The 19,579-nt window shown below is 54.1% G+C and carries 18 protein-coding genes; 14 read left to right on the top strand and 4 right to left on the bottom strand.

The window, feature by feature from the left end; all coding sequences use genetic code 11:
• Nucleotides 1–167: 167 nt before the first annotated feature.
• On the bottom strand, nucleotides 168–1,748 hold the full coding sequence (nadB, locus tag CSQ89_RS10320; RefSeq protein ID WP_099406075.1) for an L-aspartate oxidase: 1,581 nt from the start codon (nucleotides 1,746–1,748) through the stop codon (nucleotides 168–170).
• Between the two features lie 321 nt (nucleotides 1,749–2,069).
• Here nadB and rpoE point away from each other — a divergent pair, with 321 nt between their 5' ends.
• From rpoE to CSQ89_RS10250, 14 genes are all read left to right on the top strand, one after another.
• Complete coding sequence (gene rpoE, locus CSQ89_RS10315; protein ID WP_099406079.1) at nucleotides 2,070–2,675, top strand: RNA polymerase sigma factor RpoE; 606 nt, start codon at nucleotides 2,070–2,072, stop codon at nucleotides 2,673–2,675.
• A 38-nt stretch (nucleotides 2,676–2,713) separates the two neighbouring features.
• The gene (locus tag CSQ89_RS10310; RefSeq protein ID WP_099406074.1) at nucleotides 2,714–3,232 is read left to right on the top strand and encodes a sigma-E factor negative regulatory protein; all 519 of its coding nucleotides are present in this window, start codon (nucleotides 2,714–2,716) and stop codon (nucleotides 3,230–3,232) included.
• A 39-nt stretch (nucleotides 3,233–3,271) separates the two neighbouring features.
• The gene (locus CSQ89_RS10305) at nucleotides 3,272–4,243 is read left to right on the top strand and encodes a MucB/RseB C-terminal domain-containing protein (protein WP_099406073.1); all 972 of its coding nucleotides are present in this window, start codon (nucleotides 3,272–3,274) and stop codon (nucleotides 4,241–4,243) included.
• 208 nt (nucleotides 4,244–4,451) lie between these two features.
• Entirely contained in the window at nucleotides 4,452–5,966 is a 1,515-nt protein-coding gene (locus CSQ89_RS10300) for a DegQ family serine endoprotease (protein ID WP_233203056.1), read from the top strand.
• Nucleotides 5,959–6,219: a glutaredoxin family protein gene (locus CSQ89_RS10295; protein WP_099406077.1), complete on the top strand. Its 261-nt coding sequence runs from the start codon at nucleotides 5,959–5,961 to the stop codon at nucleotides 6,217–6,219. Before CSQ89_RS10300 ends, CSQ89_RS10295 begins: the two co-directional genes overlap by 8 nt.
• Before the next feature lie 125 nt (nucleotides 6,220–6,344).
• Nucleotides 6,345–8,138 carry a translation elongation factor 4 gene (gene lepA / locus CSQ89_RS10290; RefSeq protein WP_099406072.1) on the top strand — a complete coding sequence of 598 codons (1,794 nt, stop codon included), beginning with the start codon at nucleotides 6,345–6,347 and terminating at the stop codon, nucleotides 8,136–8,138.
• 143 nt (nucleotides 8,139–8,281) lie between these two features.
• Nucleotides 8,282–9,256 (top strand): signal peptidase I, encoded by a 975-nt coding sequence (gene lepB / locus CSQ89_RS10285; RefSeq protein ID WP_099406071.1) that lies wholly within the window; start codon nucleotides 8,282–8,284, stop codon nucleotides 9,254–9,256.
• 103 nt (nucleotides 9,257–9,359) lie between these two features.
• Entirely contained in the window at nucleotides 9,360–9,728 is a 369-nt protein-coding gene (locus CSQ89_RS10280) for a DUF4845 domain-containing protein (RefSeq protein WP_099406070.1), read from the top strand.
• 1 nt (nucleotide 9,729) lies between these two features.
• Entirely contained in the window at nucleotides 9,730–10,425 is a 696-nt protein-coding gene (gene rnc, locus CSQ89_RS10275; protein WP_099406069.1) for a ribonuclease III, read from the top strand.
• Nucleotides 10,422–11,315 carry a GTPase Era gene (gene era, locus CSQ89_RS10270; RefSeq protein WP_099406068.1) on the top strand — a complete coding sequence of 298 codons (894 nt, stop codon included), beginning with the start codon at nucleotides 10,422–10,424 and terminating at the stop codon, nucleotides 11,313–11,315. Before rnc ends, era begins: the two co-directional genes overlap by 4 nt.
• A 147-nt stretch (nucleotides 11,316–11,462) precedes the next feature.
• A complete protein-coding gene (recO, locus tag CSQ89_RS10265; protein WP_099406067.1) occupies nucleotides 11,463–12,206 on the top strand; it encodes a DNA repair protein RecO in 744 nt (247 codons plus the stop codon).
• Nucleotides 12,203–12,586 (top strand): holo-ACP synthase, encoded by a 384-nt coding sequence (gene acpS / locus CSQ89_RS10260; protein WP_099406066.1) that lies wholly within the window; start codon nucleotides 12,203–12,205, stop codon nucleotides 12,584–12,586. Before recO ends, acpS begins: the two co-directional genes overlap by 4 nt.
• Nucleotides 12,587–12,731: 145 nt before the next feature.
• Entirely contained in the window at nucleotides 12,732–13,094 is a 363-nt protein-coding gene (locus tag CSQ89_RS10255) for an STAS/SEC14 domain-containing protein (RefSeq protein ID WP_099406065.1), read from the top strand.
• Nucleotides 13,094–14,815, top strand: coding sequence for a hypothetical protein (locus CSQ89_RS10250; RefSeq protein ID WP_099406064.1), 1,722 nt, complete (start codon nucleotides 13,094–13,096; stop codon nucleotides 14,813–14,815). The genes CSQ89_RS10255 and CSQ89_RS10250 overlap by 1 nt, the downstream gene beginning before the upstream one ends.
• Before the next feature lie 70 nt (nucleotides 14,816–14,885).
• Here CSQ89_RS10250 and CSQ89_RS10245 read toward each other — a convergent pair whose 3' ends face one another.
• Genes CSQ89_RS10245 through CSQ89_RS10235 form a run of 3 tightly spaced genes read right to left on the bottom strand, consistent with a single transcriptional unit; the run spans nucleotide 14,886 to nucleotide 19,443 of the window.
• Entirely contained in the window at nucleotides 14,886–15,560 is a 675-nt protein-coding gene (locus tag CSQ89_RS10245) for an alpha/beta hydrolase (RefSeq protein WP_099406063.1), read from the bottom strand.
• The gene (locus CSQ89_RS10240) at nucleotides 15,557–16,141 is read right to left on the bottom strand and encodes a DNA-3-methyladenine glycosylase I (protein ID WP_099406062.1); all 585 of its coding nucleotides are present in this window, start codon (nucleotides 16,139–16,141) and stop codon (nucleotides 15,557–15,559) included. Before CSQ89_RS10240 ends, CSQ89_RS10245 begins: the two co-directional genes overlap by 4 nt.
• Nucleotides 16,142–16,146: 5 nt before the next feature.
• The gene (locus CSQ89_RS10235) at nucleotides 16,147–19,443 is read right to left on the bottom strand and encodes a S41 family peptidase (protein WP_099406061.1); all 3,297 of its coding nucleotides are present in this window, start codon (nucleotides 19,441–19,443) and stop codon (nucleotides 16,147–16,149) included.
• Nucleotides 19,444–19,579: the final 136 nt, after the last annotated feature.

Raw genomic sequence — 19,579 nt, 5'->3', positions numbered from 1 at the left:
GCCTGGCAGCGAGACAAATAGTGGTGGCGAGTCTGGATCAGCGAAACCGGGCGATGTGCATCAATTGGAGGCAGATTGACCTCAACTGCTCCAACCGCCCGGTGCGGACCCGCATGCCGGGTGGTGTAGCAGGGGTCGGCCAGGTAATCTAGCCGCCCCTATGTCGATTAACTGCCGCGAGGAGGAAGAATGGTGGGTTGCGGTTCATCAAGCGTTTCTGGATAGTCACGACTGAAATGCAGGCCGCGGCTTTCTTTGCGTTGTAAGGCGGAGCGGACGATCAAGTCGGCTGTATCCACCAGGTTACGTAGTTCGATCAGATCGTTGTTTACGCGGAAGTGGCTGTAATACTCATCAATCTCGCTACGCAGCAGCGCGATACGGTGGGCGGCGCGCTCCAGGCGTTTGTCGGTGCGGACGATCCCAACGTAATCCCACATGAAGCGGCGCAGCTCATCCCAGTTGTGCGCAATGACCACTTGTTCGTCAGCATCGCTGACGCGGCTTTCATCCCATGCGGGCGCTGTCGGTGGTGCGGTCTTTGGCACAGCTGCAATCGCCTTGGCTGTGGCGCGACCTAGCACCAGGGTCTCTAGTAATGAGTTGCTGGCTAGGCGGTTGGCCCCATGTAAGCCCGTACAGGCCGTTTCGCCGATGGCGAACAAATTGGGTACATCGGTGCGCCCCTCCAAGTCGGTGACGATGCCGCCGCAGGTGTAGTGGGCGGCGGGCACGACGGGGATGGGTTGTTTGGTGATATCGATGCCCAAATCCATGCAGCGCTGATGGATATTGGGGAAGTGTTCGCGGATGAATTCGGCGGGCTGGTGGCTGATGTCCAGATAAACGCAATCAAAGCCATATTTCTTCATTTCAAAGTCGATGGCGCGGGCCGTGATGTCGCGTGGTGCGAGTTCGGCCCGGGCATCGTGCTTGGGCATGAATCGGCTACCGTCTGGTAGCTTGAGCTGCCCACCTTCGCCGCGTACTGCTTCCGATATCAGAAAGCTCATGGCGTGGGGGTGGTAGAGACAAGTGGGATGAAATTGTACGAATTCCATATTCGCCACCCTGCAGCCGGCTCGCCAGCCCATGGCGATGCCGTCACCAGTAGCTGTGTCAGGGTTGGTGGTATACAGGTAGACCTTCCCTGCACCCCCCGTCGCCAACACCGTCTGGCTGGCCAGCAGGGTCTCTACTTTATCGGCATTGCGATCCAGCACATAGGCCCCGAGGCAGCCGGCGCTGAGCTGCCCCAGCTTTTTGCCGGTGATCAGGTCGAGCCCGATATGGTTTTCCAGCACGGTGATTCGCGGATGTGTCAGTATTTTTGCAGCCAATGTGGCGATGACGGCTGCACCGGTGGCATCTGCGGCGTGAATGATGCGGCGATGCGAATGGCCGCCCTCGCGCGTAAGGTGATAGCCGGTTTCGTGGTTGGCGTCCGGTGTAAAGGGGACGCCCAATTCGATCAGCCATTCGATTGCTTCACGGGCGTTGCTCAGAATATGCCGGGTGGCGGCTTTGTCACAAAGTCCGGCGCCTGCAATCAGTGTGTCCTGGACATGTTCTTCAATGCTGTCGCCGCTATCCAAGACAGCGGCAATACCACCTTGCGCCCATTGGCTGGCACCGTCTGTCAGTTGGCGTTTGGTGACCAGGGCGACACGGTGGGTGTCGGCAAGCTGCAGGGCCAGCGTCATGCCGGCCAAGCCGCTGCCCAATATCAGTACATCGTAGCGTTGCATGGTAATCGTGGGGAGATGAGGTTTGCCTACTATACCAAAGCCCTGATTGACGGGGTCTGATGTAGGTAGGGGAACTTTTTTCAAAAGGCTTCGTCCATTGCATGTGCCCGCAAGGGAGGACACTGGGTAAAGGCTTTACGAAATATGGATACCATTACACTCCGCCCCACGGATTTGCTCGATATTTGGGATATTGGGCCAAAATCTTCATCTAAGACGCCAGCGGTGCTTGAAAAAGCGCCGACGAACAGGCATGTTGACCCGGTTACAGCGACGCAGACGCAAGTTACGGGCGCGCTGACCGAGGGGAAAACATCGACTATGTCGAGTGAGCGGGACATAGACCATGAATTGGTGCTGCGCGTACAGCGTGGTGACAAGAAAGCTTTTGAGCTGTTGGTCGCTAAATATCATCGCAAGATTGCGCGGCTTCTGAGCCGCATGATCCGCGATCAAACCGAGATTGAAGACGTCTCGCAGGAAGCCTTTATCAAGGCTTATCGTGCGTTGCCGTCCTTTCGCGGCGAAAGTGCGTTCTATACTTGGCTTTACCGTATTGCCATCAATACGGCTAAAAACTATTTGGCTTCACTTGGCCGCCGTCCGGTATTGTCGACCGAGTATGAGGACGAAGACGGTGAGACGCTTGATACAGCGACACAGTTGCCTGATATGAATACGCCGGAAACCGCGCTGATGAATCGACAGATCGTCAGCACGGTGAATCAGGCGGTGGAGGCACTGCCGGAAGAGTTGCGTACCGCCATCACCTTGCGGGAAATGGAAGGTTTGTCGTACGAAGACATCGCCGCAGTAATGAACTGTCCCATTGGTACCGTGCGTTCGCGTATATTCCGCGCCCGGGAAGCCATAGCGGTACAGTTGCGGCCGCTTATCGAATCGGCTGGCAAAGACCGGCGTTGGTAAACATACAGGTAAACAAACAGGGATGACAGGTGTAGAAGATGCAGGAAAAGCTCTCTGCAATGGTGGATGGCGAGTGGGATGACCACGAGCTGGATAAACTGATTGCTGCAATCGATGATGATGAGGATTGCGCCACTGCTTGGCGTGATTATCACTTGATTTCGGATGCGTTCAATCAGCAACCTGTATTGTCCGACAACTTTCTGGCCAATTTTTCTGCACGGCTGGAGGCGGAGCCGGTCGTCCTTGCGCCCAGCGCGATGCGACGCCGATCTGTTATGCCGCGTAAGCAATGGGCGGCGTTATCCGTGGCGGCTTCTGTTGTGCTGGTAAGTGCAACTGCTTGGTATGTGGATCGTGGGCAGGGTGTGGCCGCGCCGATGGTGGTTACTGACATGCACGCCGCTGCCAACCAGCCTGTTGTTTCTACACGCGAAGCCGATGCGGTGAATCCCTATTTGCAGGCGCATCAAGCCTTGGTTGGGAATCCGGGTTTCAATCATCGTCCGGTCATGTTGACTGGCGCTGAAGCTGAACGCGTTACTGCCGGCCGCTGAGTTTGCCGAACCTCCACCCTTTTGCCTGCTAGATACGCCATGAAGCTGCGTTCCGGATTGTGCAGCCTGTTGCTGGTCATGTCAGCTCAGGCTGCAGACCTACTTACTGCGTCTGAGTCGGTTAATTTGTTGCATCGGATGGGGATGGCAGCCCGCTCGCTGAATTACAGCGGCGTGTACGTCTACCAGCATGCTGAGATGCTTGAGACATTTCGTCTGGTGCATGCCTTTGATGCGAGCGGTGAGCAGGAGCGGCGCGAGTCCCTGGATGGATTGCGCCGCGAATTTGTCCGCAATAATGATCAGATAGTCTGTTACCTGCCCGATGCAAGGCCATTTACACTTGATCGGCGTGCGGCAAACAAGTTCTTTCCCGGCGTGATGCCGGATCAAGCCTCCGATGTATTGAGCAATTATGCTTTTAAGCGGATGGAGCCGGAGCGTGTCGCGGGCTATGAATGTCAATCCATCCTGATGGAACCACGCGATAAGCTGCGCCATCCGCATAAGCTCTGTGTCGAACCCAGTTCCGGGTTACTGCTAAAAACCACCATGTACACCACCGGTCGGCGTGAGCCGCTGGAGCAGTTCGCCTTTACTCAGTTGGAAATAGGCGGGCAAATCAGCAAGCAGCTTTTGAAGTCGGTCCTGGCTGCCAAGTCTTTGCCGTTGGAGGTGCCGGTTGCGCCACGTATCCCCCCAGTTAGCCCGGATGTGGATGCGGTGCAATTTGTGGCGGAAAACCTGCCAGGTGGCTTCCGGTTGGTGACGGAGACCCGCAGCCAACTTCCGGGTAAAGCCTTGCCGGTGCTTCATTATCTCTATAGCGATGGTATGGCGACGGTTTCGGTGTTTATCGAGCCCGCGGGTAATGGGCCGGTAAGCTTGCCATTGACGCGGGGTACGGTGAATTTCTTCTCTCGCCAGGTGGATGGCTGGCGAATTACCGCTTTGGGCGAAGTGCCCTTGCGTACGGTGCAATTATTCACCCAGGCGTATTCCCAGCGTTAAATCTGCCCTATATCTTACTTTGCCATGCAGCGGTTCATCCCTCCCTATTGCATTTCGTCCGCTTATCGCCAGCATTGTCACGTTCGTTTGTTTTCCATGGAACTCAGTTTGATCTCATTGCTCGAAATCAACGATTGCGCATGTGCAAGCACGTAAAAGCGAATTTAATTTATAAGCCTGCTCGTCAACATAGAAAAAGGATCAAGTCATGATGAAAAACAGCCTGTTGACCGCCGCATTGATTGCCTGTGGTCTGATTGCCTGTACTGAAGCCGCCAGCGTGGCGACTGCGCCGCAACCCGTTGTAGCTGCAGTTGCCCCAGCTGTGGCTGCGAATGCCCCGTTGGTGACGGGGCTGCCAGACTTTACTGCGCTGGTGGAGCGTGAGGGAAAAGCGGTTGTCAACATCAGCACTACGCAATTGCGCCGCAATGTCCGTAATCAACAGATGCCAGGCTTCGATGGGGATGATCCGTTCGAGTTTTTCCGCCGTTTTGGTTTTCCGGTGCCGCCAGGGCAGCGGCAAGCGCCACCACGAGAAGAGCGTTCCCAGTCGTTGGGCTCCGGCTTCATTGTTGAGGCGGATGGTTATGTACTGACCAATGCGCATGTAGTGGCTGAAGCCGATGTGATTACTGTCAAGCTCGGTGACAAACGTGAATTCAAAGCCAAGGTAGTGGGCTCTGATGCTCGTACTGATGTCGCGTTGTTGAAGATTGAAGCCAAGGGTTTGCCAACGGTTGATCTGGGTTCCAGTGAAAAGCTGCGGGTGGGAGAGTGGGTGGTGGCAATTGGCTCACCATTCGGCCTGGAAAATACGGTGACTGCCGGTATTGTCAGCGCCAAGGGACGGAATCTGCCCGATGAGAATTTTGTACCGTTTATTCAGACGGATGCGGCGGTGAATCCTGGGAACTCGGGCGGCCCCTTGTTTAATGTCCGCGGTGAGGTTGTAGGTATCAATTCCCAGATTTTCAGCCAATCTGGTGGCTATATGGGCTTGTCGTTTGCTATCCCGGTTGATGAGGCGATGAAGATTGTCAGCCAACTGAAGTCCGGGGGTAAGGTCATTCGAGGACGCATTGGTGTGGGCATTCAGGGTATGACCGACGAGTTGGCGGCAGACTTTGGTCTCAAGGGTAACAAAGGTGCGCTGGTCAGTAATGTAGAGGCAGACGGGCCCGCTGCCAAAGCCGGCCTTAAGGCTGGAGATGTGATTCTCAAGTTCAATGGTCGTGAGATAGAGCAGTCATCTGATTTACCACGCATTGTCGGTGAGACAGCGCCGGGCGCTACCGTACCGGTTGAGGTGTTGCGTGATCGTGCTGCAAAAACCGTCAAGATCACCATCGGCGAGCTGGATCAATTGGCTGACGGGCGCTCTGCTCAACGTGAACGCAAGCGTGATAAGGGTGAGGCGGACTCGCTGAACAAGTCTGGCCTGACTGTGCGGGATGTGGACCCGCGTATGCTCAAGCAACTGGGTTTGAAGTTTGGTTTGCAGGTGACCAATGCTCAGGGCGCGGCTGCCCGTGCGGGTATCCAGCCGGGGGATATCGTCGTGGGCTTTGGTGGCGAAGAGTTGACTTCCTTCAAGCAGCTGGAGGAGGTTATCAGCAAGGCAAAGCCTGGCAGTTCTATTCCACTGCGCTTGCGCCGCGGAGAGGTATCACTCTTCGTCAGTGTCAAGCTGCCGGCAAAGGGCGATGCAGCGGATGACTGAGCGTGTTCTGCTAACGCTTTTTGGCCGTGAGTACTGTGGGCTGTGCCAACAAATGCGGGAAGAGCTGCATTTGTTGGCACCCGATTTGAATCTCGATGTCATCTGGTTCGATATTGATGATGACGATGCGGTGGAAGCCAGGTACACCGAAATGGTGCCGGTATTGACGGGGCTGGGGGATGAAGTAATTTGCTTCTATCATCTGGACCGTTACAAGCTGGAAGCGTATCTCGCCCGTCAGTCACTTGGTTGATGTAGCAGCCAAGCGGGGCTTAATCCGGTAAAATCCCCGAAAATCAACGTGGGCACGTCGCAACGTGCCCATTTTTCATGCTGGCTTCCGGCTGCCCATGGCTGGAAAAGTACCTACAGAAGTTTATGAACCACATTCGCAATTTCTCGATCATCGCTCATATCGACCACGGAAAATCCACCCTGGCTGACCGATTTATTCAATATTGCGGCGGCCTGGAGCTGCGCGAAATGAGTGAGCAAGTCCTTGATTCAATGGATATTGAGAAGGAGCGTGGCATTACTATCAAGGCTCAGACCGCCGCCTTGCACTATAAGGCCAGGAATGGCCAGATCTACAACTTGAACCTGATCGATACCCCCGGGCATGTCGATTTCAGCTATGAGGTATCGCGCTCGCTGGCGGCCTGTGAAGGCGCGTTGTTGGTGGTGGATGCCTCGCAGGGTGTTGAGGCGCAGACGGTAGCAAATTGCTACACCGCGATCGAGCAAGGCGTGGAAGTAGTTGCGGTTTTGAACAAGATTGACTTGCCGGCGGCTGAACCCGAGCGGGTGATCGAAGAAATTGAGGATATCGTCGGTATCGAAGCGACCGACGCTGTGCATGCTTCAGCAAAGAACGGTATTGGCATTGAAGATATTCTCGAGGCGGTAATCACCAAGATTCCCGCGCCGAGTGGTAACCCGGATGGCCCACTCAAAGCATTGATCATTGACTCCTGGTTTGACAACTATGTTGGCGTGGTGATGTTGGTCCGTGTGGTCGATGGCGAGGTCAAGCCCAAGGACAAGCTGTTGTTTATGTCCACTAAGGCGCAGCATTTATGCGAACAGGTGGGGGTGTTTACGCCTAAATCGCTTCAGCGTGATTCACTCAAGGCGGGTGAGGTAGGCTTTGTTATCGCGGGTATCAAGGAAATCGCCTCTGCTAAAGTGGGGGACACCATTACGTTGGTGAAGCCCGCGGCCACTGAGGCCTTGCCAGGTTTTAAGGAAGTGAAGTCGCAGGTATTTGCCGGTCTCTATCCAGTAGAGAGCCATGACTATGATTCGTTGCGGGACTCGTTGGAAAAGCTGAAGCTGAATGATGCCTCGTTGCATTTCGAGCCTGAGGTTTCGCAGGCGCTGGGTTTTGGTTTCCGTTGCGGTTTCCTTGGCCTATTGCATCTGGAGATTGTCCAGGAGCGCTTGGAGCGTGAGTTTGATATGGATCTCATCACCACGGCGCCGACCGTGGTGTATCAGCTCTTGCTAAAAGGTGGGGAGGTGATTGAGATAGAAAATCCTTCCCGCCTGCCTGAGCTAGCCAAGATCGAAGAAATTCGTGAGCCCATCATCACCGCAACCATCCTGATGCCGCAGGATTATGTTGGCCCAGTGATGACCTTGTGTAATCTCAAGCGCGGTGTGCAGAAGAATATGCAGTACATGGGCCGTCAAGTCATGCTGACGTATGAGTTGCCTATGGCCGAAGTGGTGATGGACTTTTTTGATCGGCTGAAGTCAGTGTCGCGCGGTTATGCCTCGTTGGATTATGACTTCAAGGAGTTCCGTGCTGACGATTTGGTCAAGTTGGATGTGTTGGTCAATGGCGAACGGGTCGATGCACTGAGTTTGATGGTGCACCGTGCCAATAGCACTTATCGTGGGCGTGAGCTGGTGAGTAAGATGCGAGAGTTGATTCCGCGTCAGATGTTTGACATTGCTATTCAAGCGGCGATTGGCGCGCATATCATCGCCCGGGAGACGGTAAAAGCCATGCGCAAGGATGTGCTGGCAAAGTGTTATGGGGGAGATATCTCCCGTAAACGCAAACTACTGGAGAAACAGAAGGCCGGTAAAAAGCGCATGAAACAGGTCGGTAACGTGGAAATTCCGCAGGAAGCCTTCCTGGCTATCTTGCAAGTAAGCGATAAGTAGGATGACGCCGGGGCAATACCCGGCGTTTGAGTTTTCCACCAGATTGCCATCATTCCCCTATCACCATTTGGTCGCATTCCAGGCCACGCTGGTGGGTAGTATGAATAAGTTAAATTCTTTCTTTCAACGCAACGAAAGCCCTCATGAACTGGACACTGCTAGCGATTGCCGCACTGTTTATCGGCCCCTTCCTGATCTGGCGTGCGCGACGTAACGCTCAACCGGTATTTGATGCCGAGCAGATGAGCGAAAGCGCTCTGTGGGGTTATTTCCTGATTTTGGTAGGGGCTTGGGGTTTATTGTCCTTATTCGCCAATCCAAGCGACTTGTTTTTTTTGGTGATGATGGTTGCTGCAGTATTGGCGTTATTCGCCAAATTAAGGGGTTACAAAGCCAAGGGTAACGAGCGCCCTTTGCCGGATTGGGCGGCATTTGGATTTTCTAATGCCTTAGTGCTTGCCGCCATTGGTCTGGGTAAAACCTTCGTCATTGAACCGATGCAGATTCCTTCCAGTTCAATGCGCCCAGGTTTGGTGGTGGGGGATTTTATCCTGATCAATAAATTCGCTTATGGCGTGCGCATTCCTTTCCTGAATGAGGCGGTTGTGCCGGTCGGCAAGCCACAGCGAGGCGATGTCGTGGTATTTCGCTACCCCATGGATACGCGGCTTAATTACATCAAGCGGGTGATTGGTATTCCTGGCGATAGTGTGGAATATCATAATAAATTATTGACAATCAATGGCGTGAAAGTCGATAGCGTACCGGTTGCTGAGTACCGATATTCAGATGGTGCTGAAGGTAGTATACAAGCGGTGCGTATGCGCGAGACCTTGGATGGCAAAGGACATGATACGTTGAATGTGCCGGGCGCCCCTACCTTGGTTCCACCGGGGGTGCAGGACTTCCCTGGTCGTGAAGAGTTTTGTAAACATGATGAAACAGGCTTCAGTTGTACCGTACCAGCTGGTAAATACATGATGCTGGGAGATAATCGAGATAACAGCAATGATGGGCGCTATTGGGGTTTTGTGCCTGATAACCATTTGGCAGGAAAGGCTTTTTTGATCTGGATGAATCTGGGTGAATTAGGCCGTATCGGTACTAAAATTAATTGAATTGGCGGTGCTTATTTTCGAATGTGTGAAATAAGTGCAAACACCACTAAAATAGCGCGAGGCCGGTACGGTTGGCGCACCGGGCAGACAAAGCGAGGAAAATATGCGTAAACAGGCAGGTCTTACTCTTATCACGATGGTGTTGCTTGCCATTGTATTGGGCTTATGTTTCGTACTTACCATGAAGCTGATTCCAGTGTATTCGGAATATTTTGGCGTTAAGTCAACACTTAAAGCTTTGGTGAAGGAAAAGGCTGGCGCCCCTGTTGGTGATATTCGGGAATCTTTTATGAAGCGTGCGGAAATTGAATACATCAAATCAGTCAGGCCTGATGATCTGGATATTGTTCAAGGTGATGGGAGTACTACGATAGGGGTTACCTACGATGCCAACGTACCACTGATAGCCAATGCGACGTTAGTGCTTCATTTTGAGGTGGAAGAAAAGTCAGCCCCTGGGGCGGCGCAATAAGGTGAGTGGTGATACTTCCCGCCTTGAAACAGCGCTTGGTCACCGTTTTCGTGAACAGGCGCTGTTGCGTCAGGCACTGACGCACCGCAGTTTTGGTATGCCGCATAACGAGCGGTTGGAATTTCTGGGCGACAGCATTTTGAATGCGGTGACCGCTTGGCTATTGTTTGATGCCTTTCCCGAGCGCAGCGAAGGTGAGTTGTCTCGCTTGCGTGCTAGTTTGGTCAAGAAAGAGACCTTGGCTGAGTTTGCAGCTGACCTGGGGTTAAGCGAGTACTTACGCTTGGGCGATGGAGAAGCGCGCAGTGGTGGTTATCAGCGTCCTTCTATTTTGGCGGATACATTGGAAGCGTTGTTCGCCGCCATTTGTCTCGATGCGGATTTTGAAACAGCCAAAAAGTCTGTCGCCCGTTTGATTGCGCCGCGGATTGCCGCGATTGATCCGGAAACCCATGGCAAGGACAGCAAGACCCGCCTACAGGAGTGGCTGCAGGCGCAAAGATTGGCGTTGCCTGAGTATTTAATCGTCAGCCAGCATGGTGAAGCGCATGATCAGCACTTTGTGATTGCATGCCGAATTCCTGCCCTTGATGTGACTTGTCAGGGAGAAGGAGGCAGCCGTCGTGCTGCAGAACAAGTCGCGGCAACGCGCGCCCTGGCACAGTTGCCGGCGGTCAATAAAGGGAAGAAACCGTGAGCGAAGCCACTGCATTTCACACTGGCTTTATCGCCATCGTTGGTCGTCCCAATGTTGGTAAGTCCACATTGCTGAATCGGTTGATCGGGCAAAAGATCAGCATTGTTTCTCGTAAAGCTCAGACTACTCGACATCGGATTACCGGCATTCGTACGGATGCTAATGCGCAGTTCATTTTCGTTGACACTCCTGGCTTTCAAACGAAATACAGAAGTGCACTCAATGACGCAATGAACCGTGGTGTCACGACTACCTTGTCTGATGTCGACGTAGTGTTGTTTGTCATTGAGGCCAGTAAGTTTGATGAGCGCGATGTTGAAGTAATGAAACTGTTGCCAAAGCATCGACCGGTAATTTTGGTGCTGAACAAGGCGGATTTACTTAAAGATAAAGGCCAGCTACTGCCATTTATCCAACGCATGTCTACTCAATTTCCTTTCCATGCCATTGTGCCAGTCTCGGCCAAGAAGGTAATGAAGGTTGATGTATTGGTCGACGCCATCAAGCCACTTCTGCCCGAGGGTGAGCCGATGTACGAGGAAGATCAAGTTACCGATCGTAGCGAGCGCTTCCTGGCATCTGAGTTGATTCGTGAGAAAATTTTCCGTTTGGTGGGCGACGAATTACCTTATTCAACCACTGTTGAAATTGAACGGTGGGAAGAAGAGGGCAATCTTCGTCGAATCTTCGCCGCCATATTGGTGGACCGTGATGCGCAGAAAGCAATTGTGATTGGTCATGAGGGTGAGAAGCTGAAGGAGATTTCTACTCAAGCCCGCACTGATATGGAAAAAATGTTTGATTGCCGGGTTTATTTAGAAGTCTTTGTAAAGGTAAAGAGCGGCTGGGCTGACGATACTCGCTTGGTACGTCAGTTTGGCTATGAGTAAACGTTGTCAAGGCAGATAGGCTGGCGCGCTGCCTTTATTAGAATGCCTTGCCAGTTGTGAGCGTTGCTGATGTCCCCCGGGGTAGCGGCAGCTGACGAGGGTGATAGGACCACCTCTCTGTGAATCAAACTACTATATACACGTCGAATGGCAGCAACCTTTGCACGTAGCAAGGAAAGAGTTGAAGCCAGCTATAGTTGGTTACTTCATAGCTATCCCTACAAAGAAACCAGCCTTATTGTCGAGGTATTCAGCCGCGAGCAGGGTCGCGTTGCCTTGGTGGCCCGTGGTGCGCGCAGGCCGGCTTCGGCATTGCGTGGCAGTTTGATGGCTTTTCAGCCTCTGGCCTTGTCGTGGTTTGGCGCGAGCGACCTGAAAACATTGCATGCGGCTGAATGGCAGGGTGGGGTGGCTCAGCTGGCCGGCTTGCCATTGATCTGTGGTTTTTATCTAAACGAATTACTGATTAAGTTGCTGCCGCGCGAAGATGCCCATCCTGGCCTGTTTGCAGCCTACGATTTGGCTATTCGTAAGCTCGCTGGTCCAGACCGTATTGAGGTAGAACCTATCTTGCGTAAGTTTGAACTAACGTTGTTGCGCGAGATTGGTTATGGTGTTGCATTGGATTTCGATGTGGATGGACAGCCGGTACATAGAGAGTCGAACTATCGTTTTCTTAGCGGCCGCGGTGTGGTGCGCACAAAGGATGCAGGCTTTGACGCAGGGTTGATTCTGTCAGGGCGTACCCTCATTGCGATGATGGCTGGGAACTTCGCCGACATGCAAGTAGCGCAGCAAGCCAAGCAATTGATGCGGGTGTTGATTGGCGATTTGCTGGGCGATACGCCACTGCACACTCGAAATATTTTGCGCGATCTGCACAAGCTATGATTTTTGGCATTGGCACGGATTTGGTTGAGGTAGTGCGTATCGAGCAAGCCTATCAACGGCACGGCGAGCGCTTCCTTGCGCGTGTATTGGGGCCAGATGAGCGGTCGACCTTTGTGGCAGACAGCAACAGCGGGCGTTTTCTTGCTAAGCGTTGGGCGGCGAAAGAGGCTTTTGCAAAGGCGCTGGGGACAGGTATACGCCCACCGATAACGTTGGCGGGCATACAGATTGCTCACAATGGTATGGGTAAGCCCAATCTGTATTTTGATCCAGCCATTAGTGCTTATCTTGCGCAGCGAGCGATTAGCCGAACGCATTTATCTTTATCAGATGAACGTGAACATGTGCTTGCATTTGTTGTGCTAGAAATTACGGTTTAAGCGCTGTCATGGCGGATGGGCGCTAGCTTGCGTATAAAGAACTGTGTAGAACCTGGATTATCTATGTCGATGGTTCTATTCATCGGGGGCGGGTAAGGTTGATTGGCCGGGCTACCGTAGCAGTGGTTCAAACTGGAGAAAGTTCATGATTGCCATTGAGCATAATTCGTTAGGCGTGCTTGCTAGCGTGGCGGGTGAATTCACCTTGGCAGATTACCGGGAGTTCGAAGAGAACGTTCTCTACGAGGTAAGGTTTCATGGGCAGCCCAATCTACTCTTCGATTTAACTGAAATGCTGGGCTATACGCTGGACGTAGTTTGGGAAGAGGTGCGTTTTTCGCGAGCCCACGGCCATCAGTTTGGCCGGGTAGCAGTGGTTACCGTGGATCAGTGGGTGACTTGGGCAACCTGGGTTGCACGCTTGTTTGTCGATAGCGAAGTGCGTGTATTTGATGATTCAGCGCATGCAGAGGCTTGGCTGCGTGAATCGATAGTGGTGGTCAACTAATGCTGAAATTGTTCGAATCCATTTCAGGCTTGGTGAAGCGTGACGCTGATCCGCTCGCTGATGCGCGCGCTGCTAATCAGTGGATCAAGGATATCAGCCATGAAGATCTGGGTGGCCGCCTTGCTGCCGTGCGTACTCAGTTGGTTACGCTAGTTGGGCGTCCGGCCTATCGTCTGGAAAATCTGCAGGCGCTTTTCGTCATTGACGAGAAGATTCAGCTTACTTATCTGCAAGTTTGCCAACAGTATGTGCAGAATCCCCGCGCTGGCAAGGCCATCGAAGAAAAGCTTTGGAACGATATTATCGGGTTTTCGCGCGATATGTTGGCTGCGTACCAGCCCTTCGTTGTGAATGAAGATTTGGCGCCTGAGGAAGCAAATGGCTTTCGCCAAGTGACGGCGCTGATGCTTGCTAGGGCACTGCACTATGTCGGCATTCAGGTGAAATGGCATTTTTTCCGATTCCAGACACCCCCGTCGCAACTGTGGTCGGCCACCAACCATCTTTTTCGTTTGGCGGAAATTAGCGGGGTTGATTCAGACCCCTTCCCGCTCTATCCCAGCCAGGATGCAAATCCGACCTCGTGTGCTGATGAGTTTATTCGTATCCAGATGCTGGCAACCCTCAACAATGGCAACTTCAGCTTGCGTCAATTTGATTGGGCGGATCGTTGGCTGACAAATTGGTCCCGTCACGTTCAGGTTGAACGCAAGTGCCGCGAACACGTCCATCAGTTCTGTGTCGATTTGGCCGAGCCAACGGGGCCCGCCAAGATTCATGGTTTTATCGAAGGCGAGATGTTGCGTTTTTGGGGGGTAGGTGAGTTATTGGCCGAAATGGGCCGCACCATGCACCAATTGGAAGGTGGCGATTCACCCGCACGCTTGGGGTTGGGGGATGATGCCCGCATGCCGGCTTGCCTAGATTTCATGCGTCAGCTGGAGATTCTTTGGTCGCGCGAACGGAATCAGCAGCTGAGCCGTGATGAGCGTACGCAGGTCAGCAAGTTGGTGCAGGTGGTATCTGGGCTGGACCATATCTTCTCTGCGATACGCTTTGATGATGAGCGTGCCATGGCGCGCGCCAGCGCCCGCTCTACGCCGGACTCTGATGAAGTGATGGATATGAAGTTATACGGCTATATCACTGAGCGGACCAAGCAGAAGGTCGCCGCGATGCAATCGCGTCATTACGCCTATGGCAGCAAGGTCAAGGAAATCGAGCATGGCGAGTGGGTGGTGGAAAACCAATCTACGGGTGGCTTCGGTGCGGTGTTGCCCTTGAATGGCCATGATTGGGTGCGGTTGGGTGTTTTGCTGGCAGTGCGTAATGACGCAAACAGCAATTGGATGCTAGCCGTAACGCGTCGCTTGAATCGAATTGATGCGGAGCACCTATATGCGGGTGTCCAGATACTTACTCCTACGCCTGTTGCAGCCAGTTTGAAGTCAATGGATGGGGAGCGCCAATCAACTATGTCTATTGATGGTGGTGTTGACACATTGGGGCTGACTGCGCCGAAGAGTGCGTTGTATGTGCCTTATATTGGAGATGGGAAGCGTGTAAACAGCTTGCTAATCCATGCTTCGGACTATGCCCCAGGCAAGGTTTATCAGGTTGTGGCCCGCGATAAGGTGTTCATGGTGCGTATCAGCGAGACCCTGGAAAAGGGGCCGGATTGGGTATGGGCCGCAGTGGAAGTGTTGCGACGGGATGTTTGAATGCCATCTCATCTAGAACAAAATGGGCCGATAACAATCGGCCCGTATTTTTTTGTGCTGAGAGGGTTGATTACCCGTGCATACGCGCTTTCAACCACGCACCAATAGCTTCGATCTCATCGATACAAACCGAATGGGGCATTTTGTAGCTATGCCAGTCTACGGTGCGTGAAGTTTGAGTAACCCGATTCTTGGCAGCTTCGCCCAATGCAAAGGGCACGATAGGGTCTTGCAGACCATGTGCGGCAAACACGGGTGTGGTGTTGTTGGCGGGGTGGGTTTCCGCGTTGAGCAGCGCAGCGGACGGAATGTAGGTTGATAGCGCAATCAGACCCGCCAGTGTATCCGGATGGGTGAGGCCGGTGCTGTAGACCATGGCTCCACCTTGCGAGAAGCCTGCCAGGAAGATGCGCTCGGTGGGAATACCCCGCTGATTTTCGCGTTCAATCAATGCACGCACGGCATCGCGGCTTTTGCGAATGCCTGCTTCATCTACCTTGCGACTGATGGCATTCAATTCCAAGATGTCATACCAAGCCCGCATGACATAACCGTTATTGCAGGTCACTGGAATCATTTCCGCATGAGGAAAGACAAACCGTACACCCGGCGCATCGGCCAAGCCTAACTCCGACACGACAGGCACAAAGTCATTGCCGTCAGCGCCCAGGCCATGCATCCAGATAACAGCCCATTCCGGGTGGGGTTTGGTTTCGACTTCAATCACTTCCAATAACGGGTTCATGCACGCAAGTCCTTCACTTGTTGATAGCGAAAACAGGTGAGGGCATGGTCGTTGACCAAGCCGCTGGCCTGTAGATAGGCATAGATAATGGTGGAGCCGACAAACTTGAAGCCCCGCTTGGCGAGATCCTTTGAAATCTGGTCCGATAGGGCGGTTTTGGTGGGCGCTAGGCGGTAGTGGGCAAACTGGTTTTGAATGGGCTGGCCATCGACATGCCCCCACAGGTAACTATCCAGTGTTAGTCCACCTTCACGCAGGCGCAGGTAGGCTTTTGCATTGTTAATGGCGGCAGCCACCTTGAGTCGGTTGCGTACGATAGCCGGGTTTGTCAATAGCTCCGCCACGTTGGTCTCGTCATAACGGGCAATAGTCTCTGCATCCCAACCGGAAAAAGCCTGCCGATAACCTTCACGCTTATTCAAGATGGTTTCCCAGGAAAGGCCGGCTTGTGCACCCTCCAGATTAAGCATCTCGAACAGGCGGACTTCATCGTGATTGGGCACACCCCATTCCTCGTCATGGTATGTGATGTAAAGCGGGTTTTTTGGATTGGCCCAGCTGCAACGACAGGGTTCGGTCATGGGGTCTACTCCGCTTGCTTGGGTTGCGTCAGAGGCGGAACTCTTTGTGCCCGTAATGGGGCAATCGGTTCAGTTCTCAGCTTGTCGCTAAGGTAGCGGATGGCGGCGTCCAGTTGGCGATCTTCTCCCAGGAAGGTTGCGTGTGGTGGATTATCTACTTCGATATCGGGCTGTACACCGATACCCTCGATCAACCAGCGGCCATCAATACCAAACTGGGCATCTTCCGCAATACGTGGCCCACCCTCATCTGCCAGCCTATGCTTGTCTGATAGCCATACCCCGGCCCCGGCTGTCCGGTTTCCCAACACCGGGCCCAGTTTGAGGGCTTTGATACCAGCAGCAAAGGTCTCACCGTCCGAATAGGTCAACGCATCCGTCAATACCACAAGGTGGCCGCGAAATGTCTGCTGCATATTGGTGTAGGCTGCGGCACCCGGTGGTGCCCAGAATGCCCAGGTGCGGCGTAGCAGTTTTTCAATTATCCAGCTATCGATGTTGCCGCCATTATTGCGGCGTACATCGATGATCAGCCCTTCACGGTCGTACTGGGCGTAAAACTCCCGTGCGAAGCTGGCGATGTCGTTGGACCCCATGGCGCGTAGATGCAGATAGCCTATGCGGCCTTTGGACGCCTGTTGCACAGCGGCCAAGCGACTTTGCTCCCAATCGGTATAGCGCAGGGATGCCTGCTGGCGAGGATTCATGGGCGTTACAACCACTTGGCGGACAGCAGCTTTGGCGCGCTGTATGCCCAGCAGAACTTGTTGACCGGCCTGGTTGCGCAGCAAGTCGGAAAAATCCCGGCTGTCGGCAGTGGCGCGGCCATTGACGCTAACAATCACGTCCCCTTCGTGTACGTCAACGCCGGGCGCTTGCAATGGCGAGCGCTCCGAGGGCAACTCCGCCTCGCTACGGTAGATGTGCGCCACCTTCCAGCCTTGCGGAACGCGTTGCATCAATGCCCCAAGCCCGGCGGGTGTCACCATATCGTCAAGGCGGCGTATGTCACCAGGAATAACTGCCGAATGCAGGGTGCTGACTTCGCCCACCATTTGCGCCAACAGGTCATCCAAATCGGTCCGGTCTGCTACACGCGCCAGCAAAGGTGCGTACTTTTCCCGTACTGCCAGCCAATTCACCCCGCGCATATTGCGGTCGAACAGGAGGTCGCGATGCGTGCGCCAGGCATCGATAAACATTTGCCGCCACTCTTGGCGTGGCGCTATTTGCAGACGCCAGTCGCTTAGCCTTACCACCGCCTTGGACAAGTCATGCGGCATTTCCGCGCTGGCGGGCACAATCAGCATCTCACCGTTATCTTCGCTCTCCTGGCGGTAGAACAATTTCTTGCCATCCTGTGACAAAGCGTACTCTGCCACTTCATGAGCGACGATTTCCGGTCCGTGACCGCTGTTGTCAATGCTTACCGACTTCAGATTGGCTTTGTCCTCATGCGCCTCGAGGAAATACAGATGTTTGCTGTTCGCGCTCAACGCATGGTAGTTACCGGCAAGTAGCGGCACTTCATACAGCCTGTCAGGCAGATTCGTCCAGGTTATTTCCAGCGGTTTGGGCTGTTGGTTCTTATATTTGTCCTTGGCGCCTTTGGACGCTTCGTGTTCATCGTCATTGTCTTGCGTTTTGTCGGTTGTCAGCTCGTCCTTAGGCTGGAAGGGAAAGCGGTTACCCGGCTGGAGTGCCAGCGCATACACCTTGCTGCGCTCATCGAAATAGGGCCCCAGGTTACGATCACCCCATGGGTCTTGATTGACCACGTTGAAAGTGCGATCTGACAAAAAATACAGCCAGTGCCCATCCGGGCTGAAAGCAGGCGAACTGGATTCGTACTTGTCACTGGTCAGCCAGACGGCTTGTCTGCGGGAGAGCGAGTACAACGCCAGCTGCGATAGCCCACGTGGGTTATTACTGCGGACAAACGCCAGGTTCTGGCTGTCAGGCGACCAGACCATGTCGCCATACTCCTCGTTGCCATCAGCGCCGCCATCGTCGATCAGCTGATTCTTGCGGGTGGCGATGTCCAATAACCATAATCGCCCACGTTTATCAGTGTGGGCCACTAGCTTGCCATTGGGTGAGGGAGAGAGAGCCAAGCGGCGAGTCGTGCCGTCCCGCGTCAATTGCTCGGCGCTGGTGCCGCCATCGCTGGGCAGGCGCCAGATCTCCTGCTCGCCACTCGCGTCACTGATGGCGTACACCCACTTGCCATCGGGGCTGAGCGTCGCTTGCCATAGTCGGCTGCCTGCCGGCGGTGCCAGTTCTACCCGGCGCAAAGACCCAGTTCCAGCCAATGCAACCTGGCCGCGTGCGGTCACTGCCACCCGTTCACCATTGGGTGCGAAGCGGGCGCTGCTCAGATACTTTAGGGGTTTATCCAGCCAGCGGGTTCTTTGCTGGTCGAAGTCGGACACCAACTGGATATCCACCCTCCGGTCTTGTTGGGTGGTCAGGTCGAACACCCGAATATCTGCGCCCAGCTGGTAAGCAACCTTGCCTTGGCCCAGCGAGGCAGTACGGATATCAAAGTCCTGGTGCCGGGTAAGCGGCTGCATATCGGTGCCGTCAGCCGCCATCGACCACAAATTGTCACGCCCACTGCGGTCGCTGATTACGACCAGCTTGCCCTGCCACCACATTGGGCGGCGTACGTTGCTGTCGAGCGGGCCAATACGTTCGGCCTCACCTTTGCCATCGAGACGGTAACGCCAGAGTTGCGCCATGGCGCCGCCGCGATAGGCTCGGGCATTATCATCCTTTATTGCCAAGCCAAAGCGTATGAAGTAGAGGGTCTCGCCACGTTCATCGAGTACTGCATCATTGGCATCGGCCAGGGGAAAGACGTGGCGTGTCAGCGTGTTTGGGTCCACTGCTACGACAATACGTGATAATGCCGGCCCGCTATCGTGATGCGTACTTAGCAGTACTTCGCCGCGCGGGGTCCAGCCCAGCGCCATGGAGCGGCTGCTCTCAAAGCTGATCCGCTTGGGCAGCCCGCCGGATACTGGCATGACATAGACCTCGGTAGTGCCCTCGTAATTGGCTGAAAATGCCAGCCAACGCCCGTCGGGCGAGATGGCAGGGCGGCTTTCCTCGGCCATATGGGTGGTGAGCCGTTGCGCAGCGCCGCCTGCCAATTTGGCAGTCCACAGGTCGCCTTCGGCGGTAAAGACCAGGTTGTCCTGGTGGATGGTGGGAAAGCGGAAATATCCACTGCCGGCGGCTAGCGTATGGACGGAGAACAGCAGACCCATCAGGCCGGTTATAAGGCGGGATAATGTCATCGTCGCAGACTCCCCTGGGTTGTTATTGGTTGGTTTCGGGCGGGCGACACGGTAGGGACGGGTGACTTCCTGATGGCTATTGCTGCCAAGGGAATCGAGAGAAAAGTAGTTTGGAGGCGATAGCCTGTTCAAAACC

Origin of the sequence: Chitinimonas sp. BJB300 (genome assembly GCF_002735695.1) — a bacterium.
In the GTDB taxonomy this organism is placed as follows: domain Bacteria; phylum Pseudomonadota; class Gammaproteobacteria; order Burkholderiales; family Chitinimonadaceae; genus Chitinimonas.
This window is presented reverse-complemented; position numbering and strand designations above follow the sequence as displayed.

Coding starts and splice junctions, on each gene's coding strand:
- CSQ89_RS10255 (WP_099406065.1), top strand. CDS start 12,732: ATGATTGCCATTGAGCATAATTCGTTAGGCGTGCTTGCTAGCGTGGCG.
- CSQ89_RS10310 (WP_099406074.1), top strand. CDS start 2,714: ATGCAGGAAAAGCTCTCTGCAATGGTGGATGGCGAGTGGGATGACCAC.
- CSQ89_RS10245 (WP_099406063.1), bottom strand. CDS start 15,560: ATGAACCCGTTATTGGAAGTGATTGAAGTCGAAACCAAACCCCACCCG.
- acpS (WP_099406066.1), top strand. CDS start 12,203: ATGATTTTTGGCATTGGCACGGATTTGGTTGAGGTAGTGCGTATCGAG.
- CSQ89_RS10295 (WP_099406077.1), top strand. CDS start 5,959: ATGACTGAGCGTGTTCTGCTAACGCTTTTTGGCCGTGAGTACTGTGGG.
- recO (WP_099406067.1), top strand. CDS start 11,463: ATGGCAGCAACCTTTGCACGTAGCAAGGAAAGAGTTGAAGCCAGCTAT.
- CSQ89_RS10250 (WP_099406064.1), top strand. CDS start 13,094: ATGCTGAAATTGTTCGAATCCATTTCAGGCTTGGTGAAGCGTGACGCT.
- CSQ89_RS10305 (WP_099406073.1), top strand. CDS start 3,272: ATGAAGCTGCGTTCCGGATTGTGCAGCCTGTTGCTGGTCATGTCAGCT.
- CSQ89_RS10300 (WP_233203056.1), top strand. CDS start 4,452: ATGATGAAAAACAGCCTGTTGACCGCCGCATTGATTGCCTGTGGTCTG.
- CSQ89_RS10235 (WP_099406061.1), bottom strand. CDS start 19,443: ATGACATTATCCCGCCTTATAACCGGCCTGATGGGTCTGCTGTTCTCC.
- CSQ89_RS10280 (WP_099406070.1), top strand. CDS start 9,360: ATGCGTAAACAGGCAGGTCTTACTCTTATCACGATGGTGTTGCTTGCC.
- lepA (WP_099406072.1), top strand. CDS start 6,345: ATGAACCACATTCGCAATTTCTCGATCATCGCTCATATCGACCACGGA.
- nadB (WP_099406075.1), bottom strand. CDS start 1,748: ATGCAACGCTACGATGTACTGATATTGGGCAGCGGCTTGGCCGGCATG.
- rpoE (WP_099406079.1), top strand. CDS start 2,070: ATGTCGAGTGAGCGGGACATAGACCATGAATTGGTGCTGCGCGTACAG.
- lepB (WP_099406071.1), top strand. CDS start 8,282: ATGAACTGGACACTGCTAGCGATTGCCGCACTGTTTATCGGCCCCTTC.
- CSQ89_RS10240 (WP_099406062.1), bottom strand. CDS start 16,141: ATGACCGAACCCTGTCGTTGCAGCTGGGCCAATCCAAAAAACCCGCTT.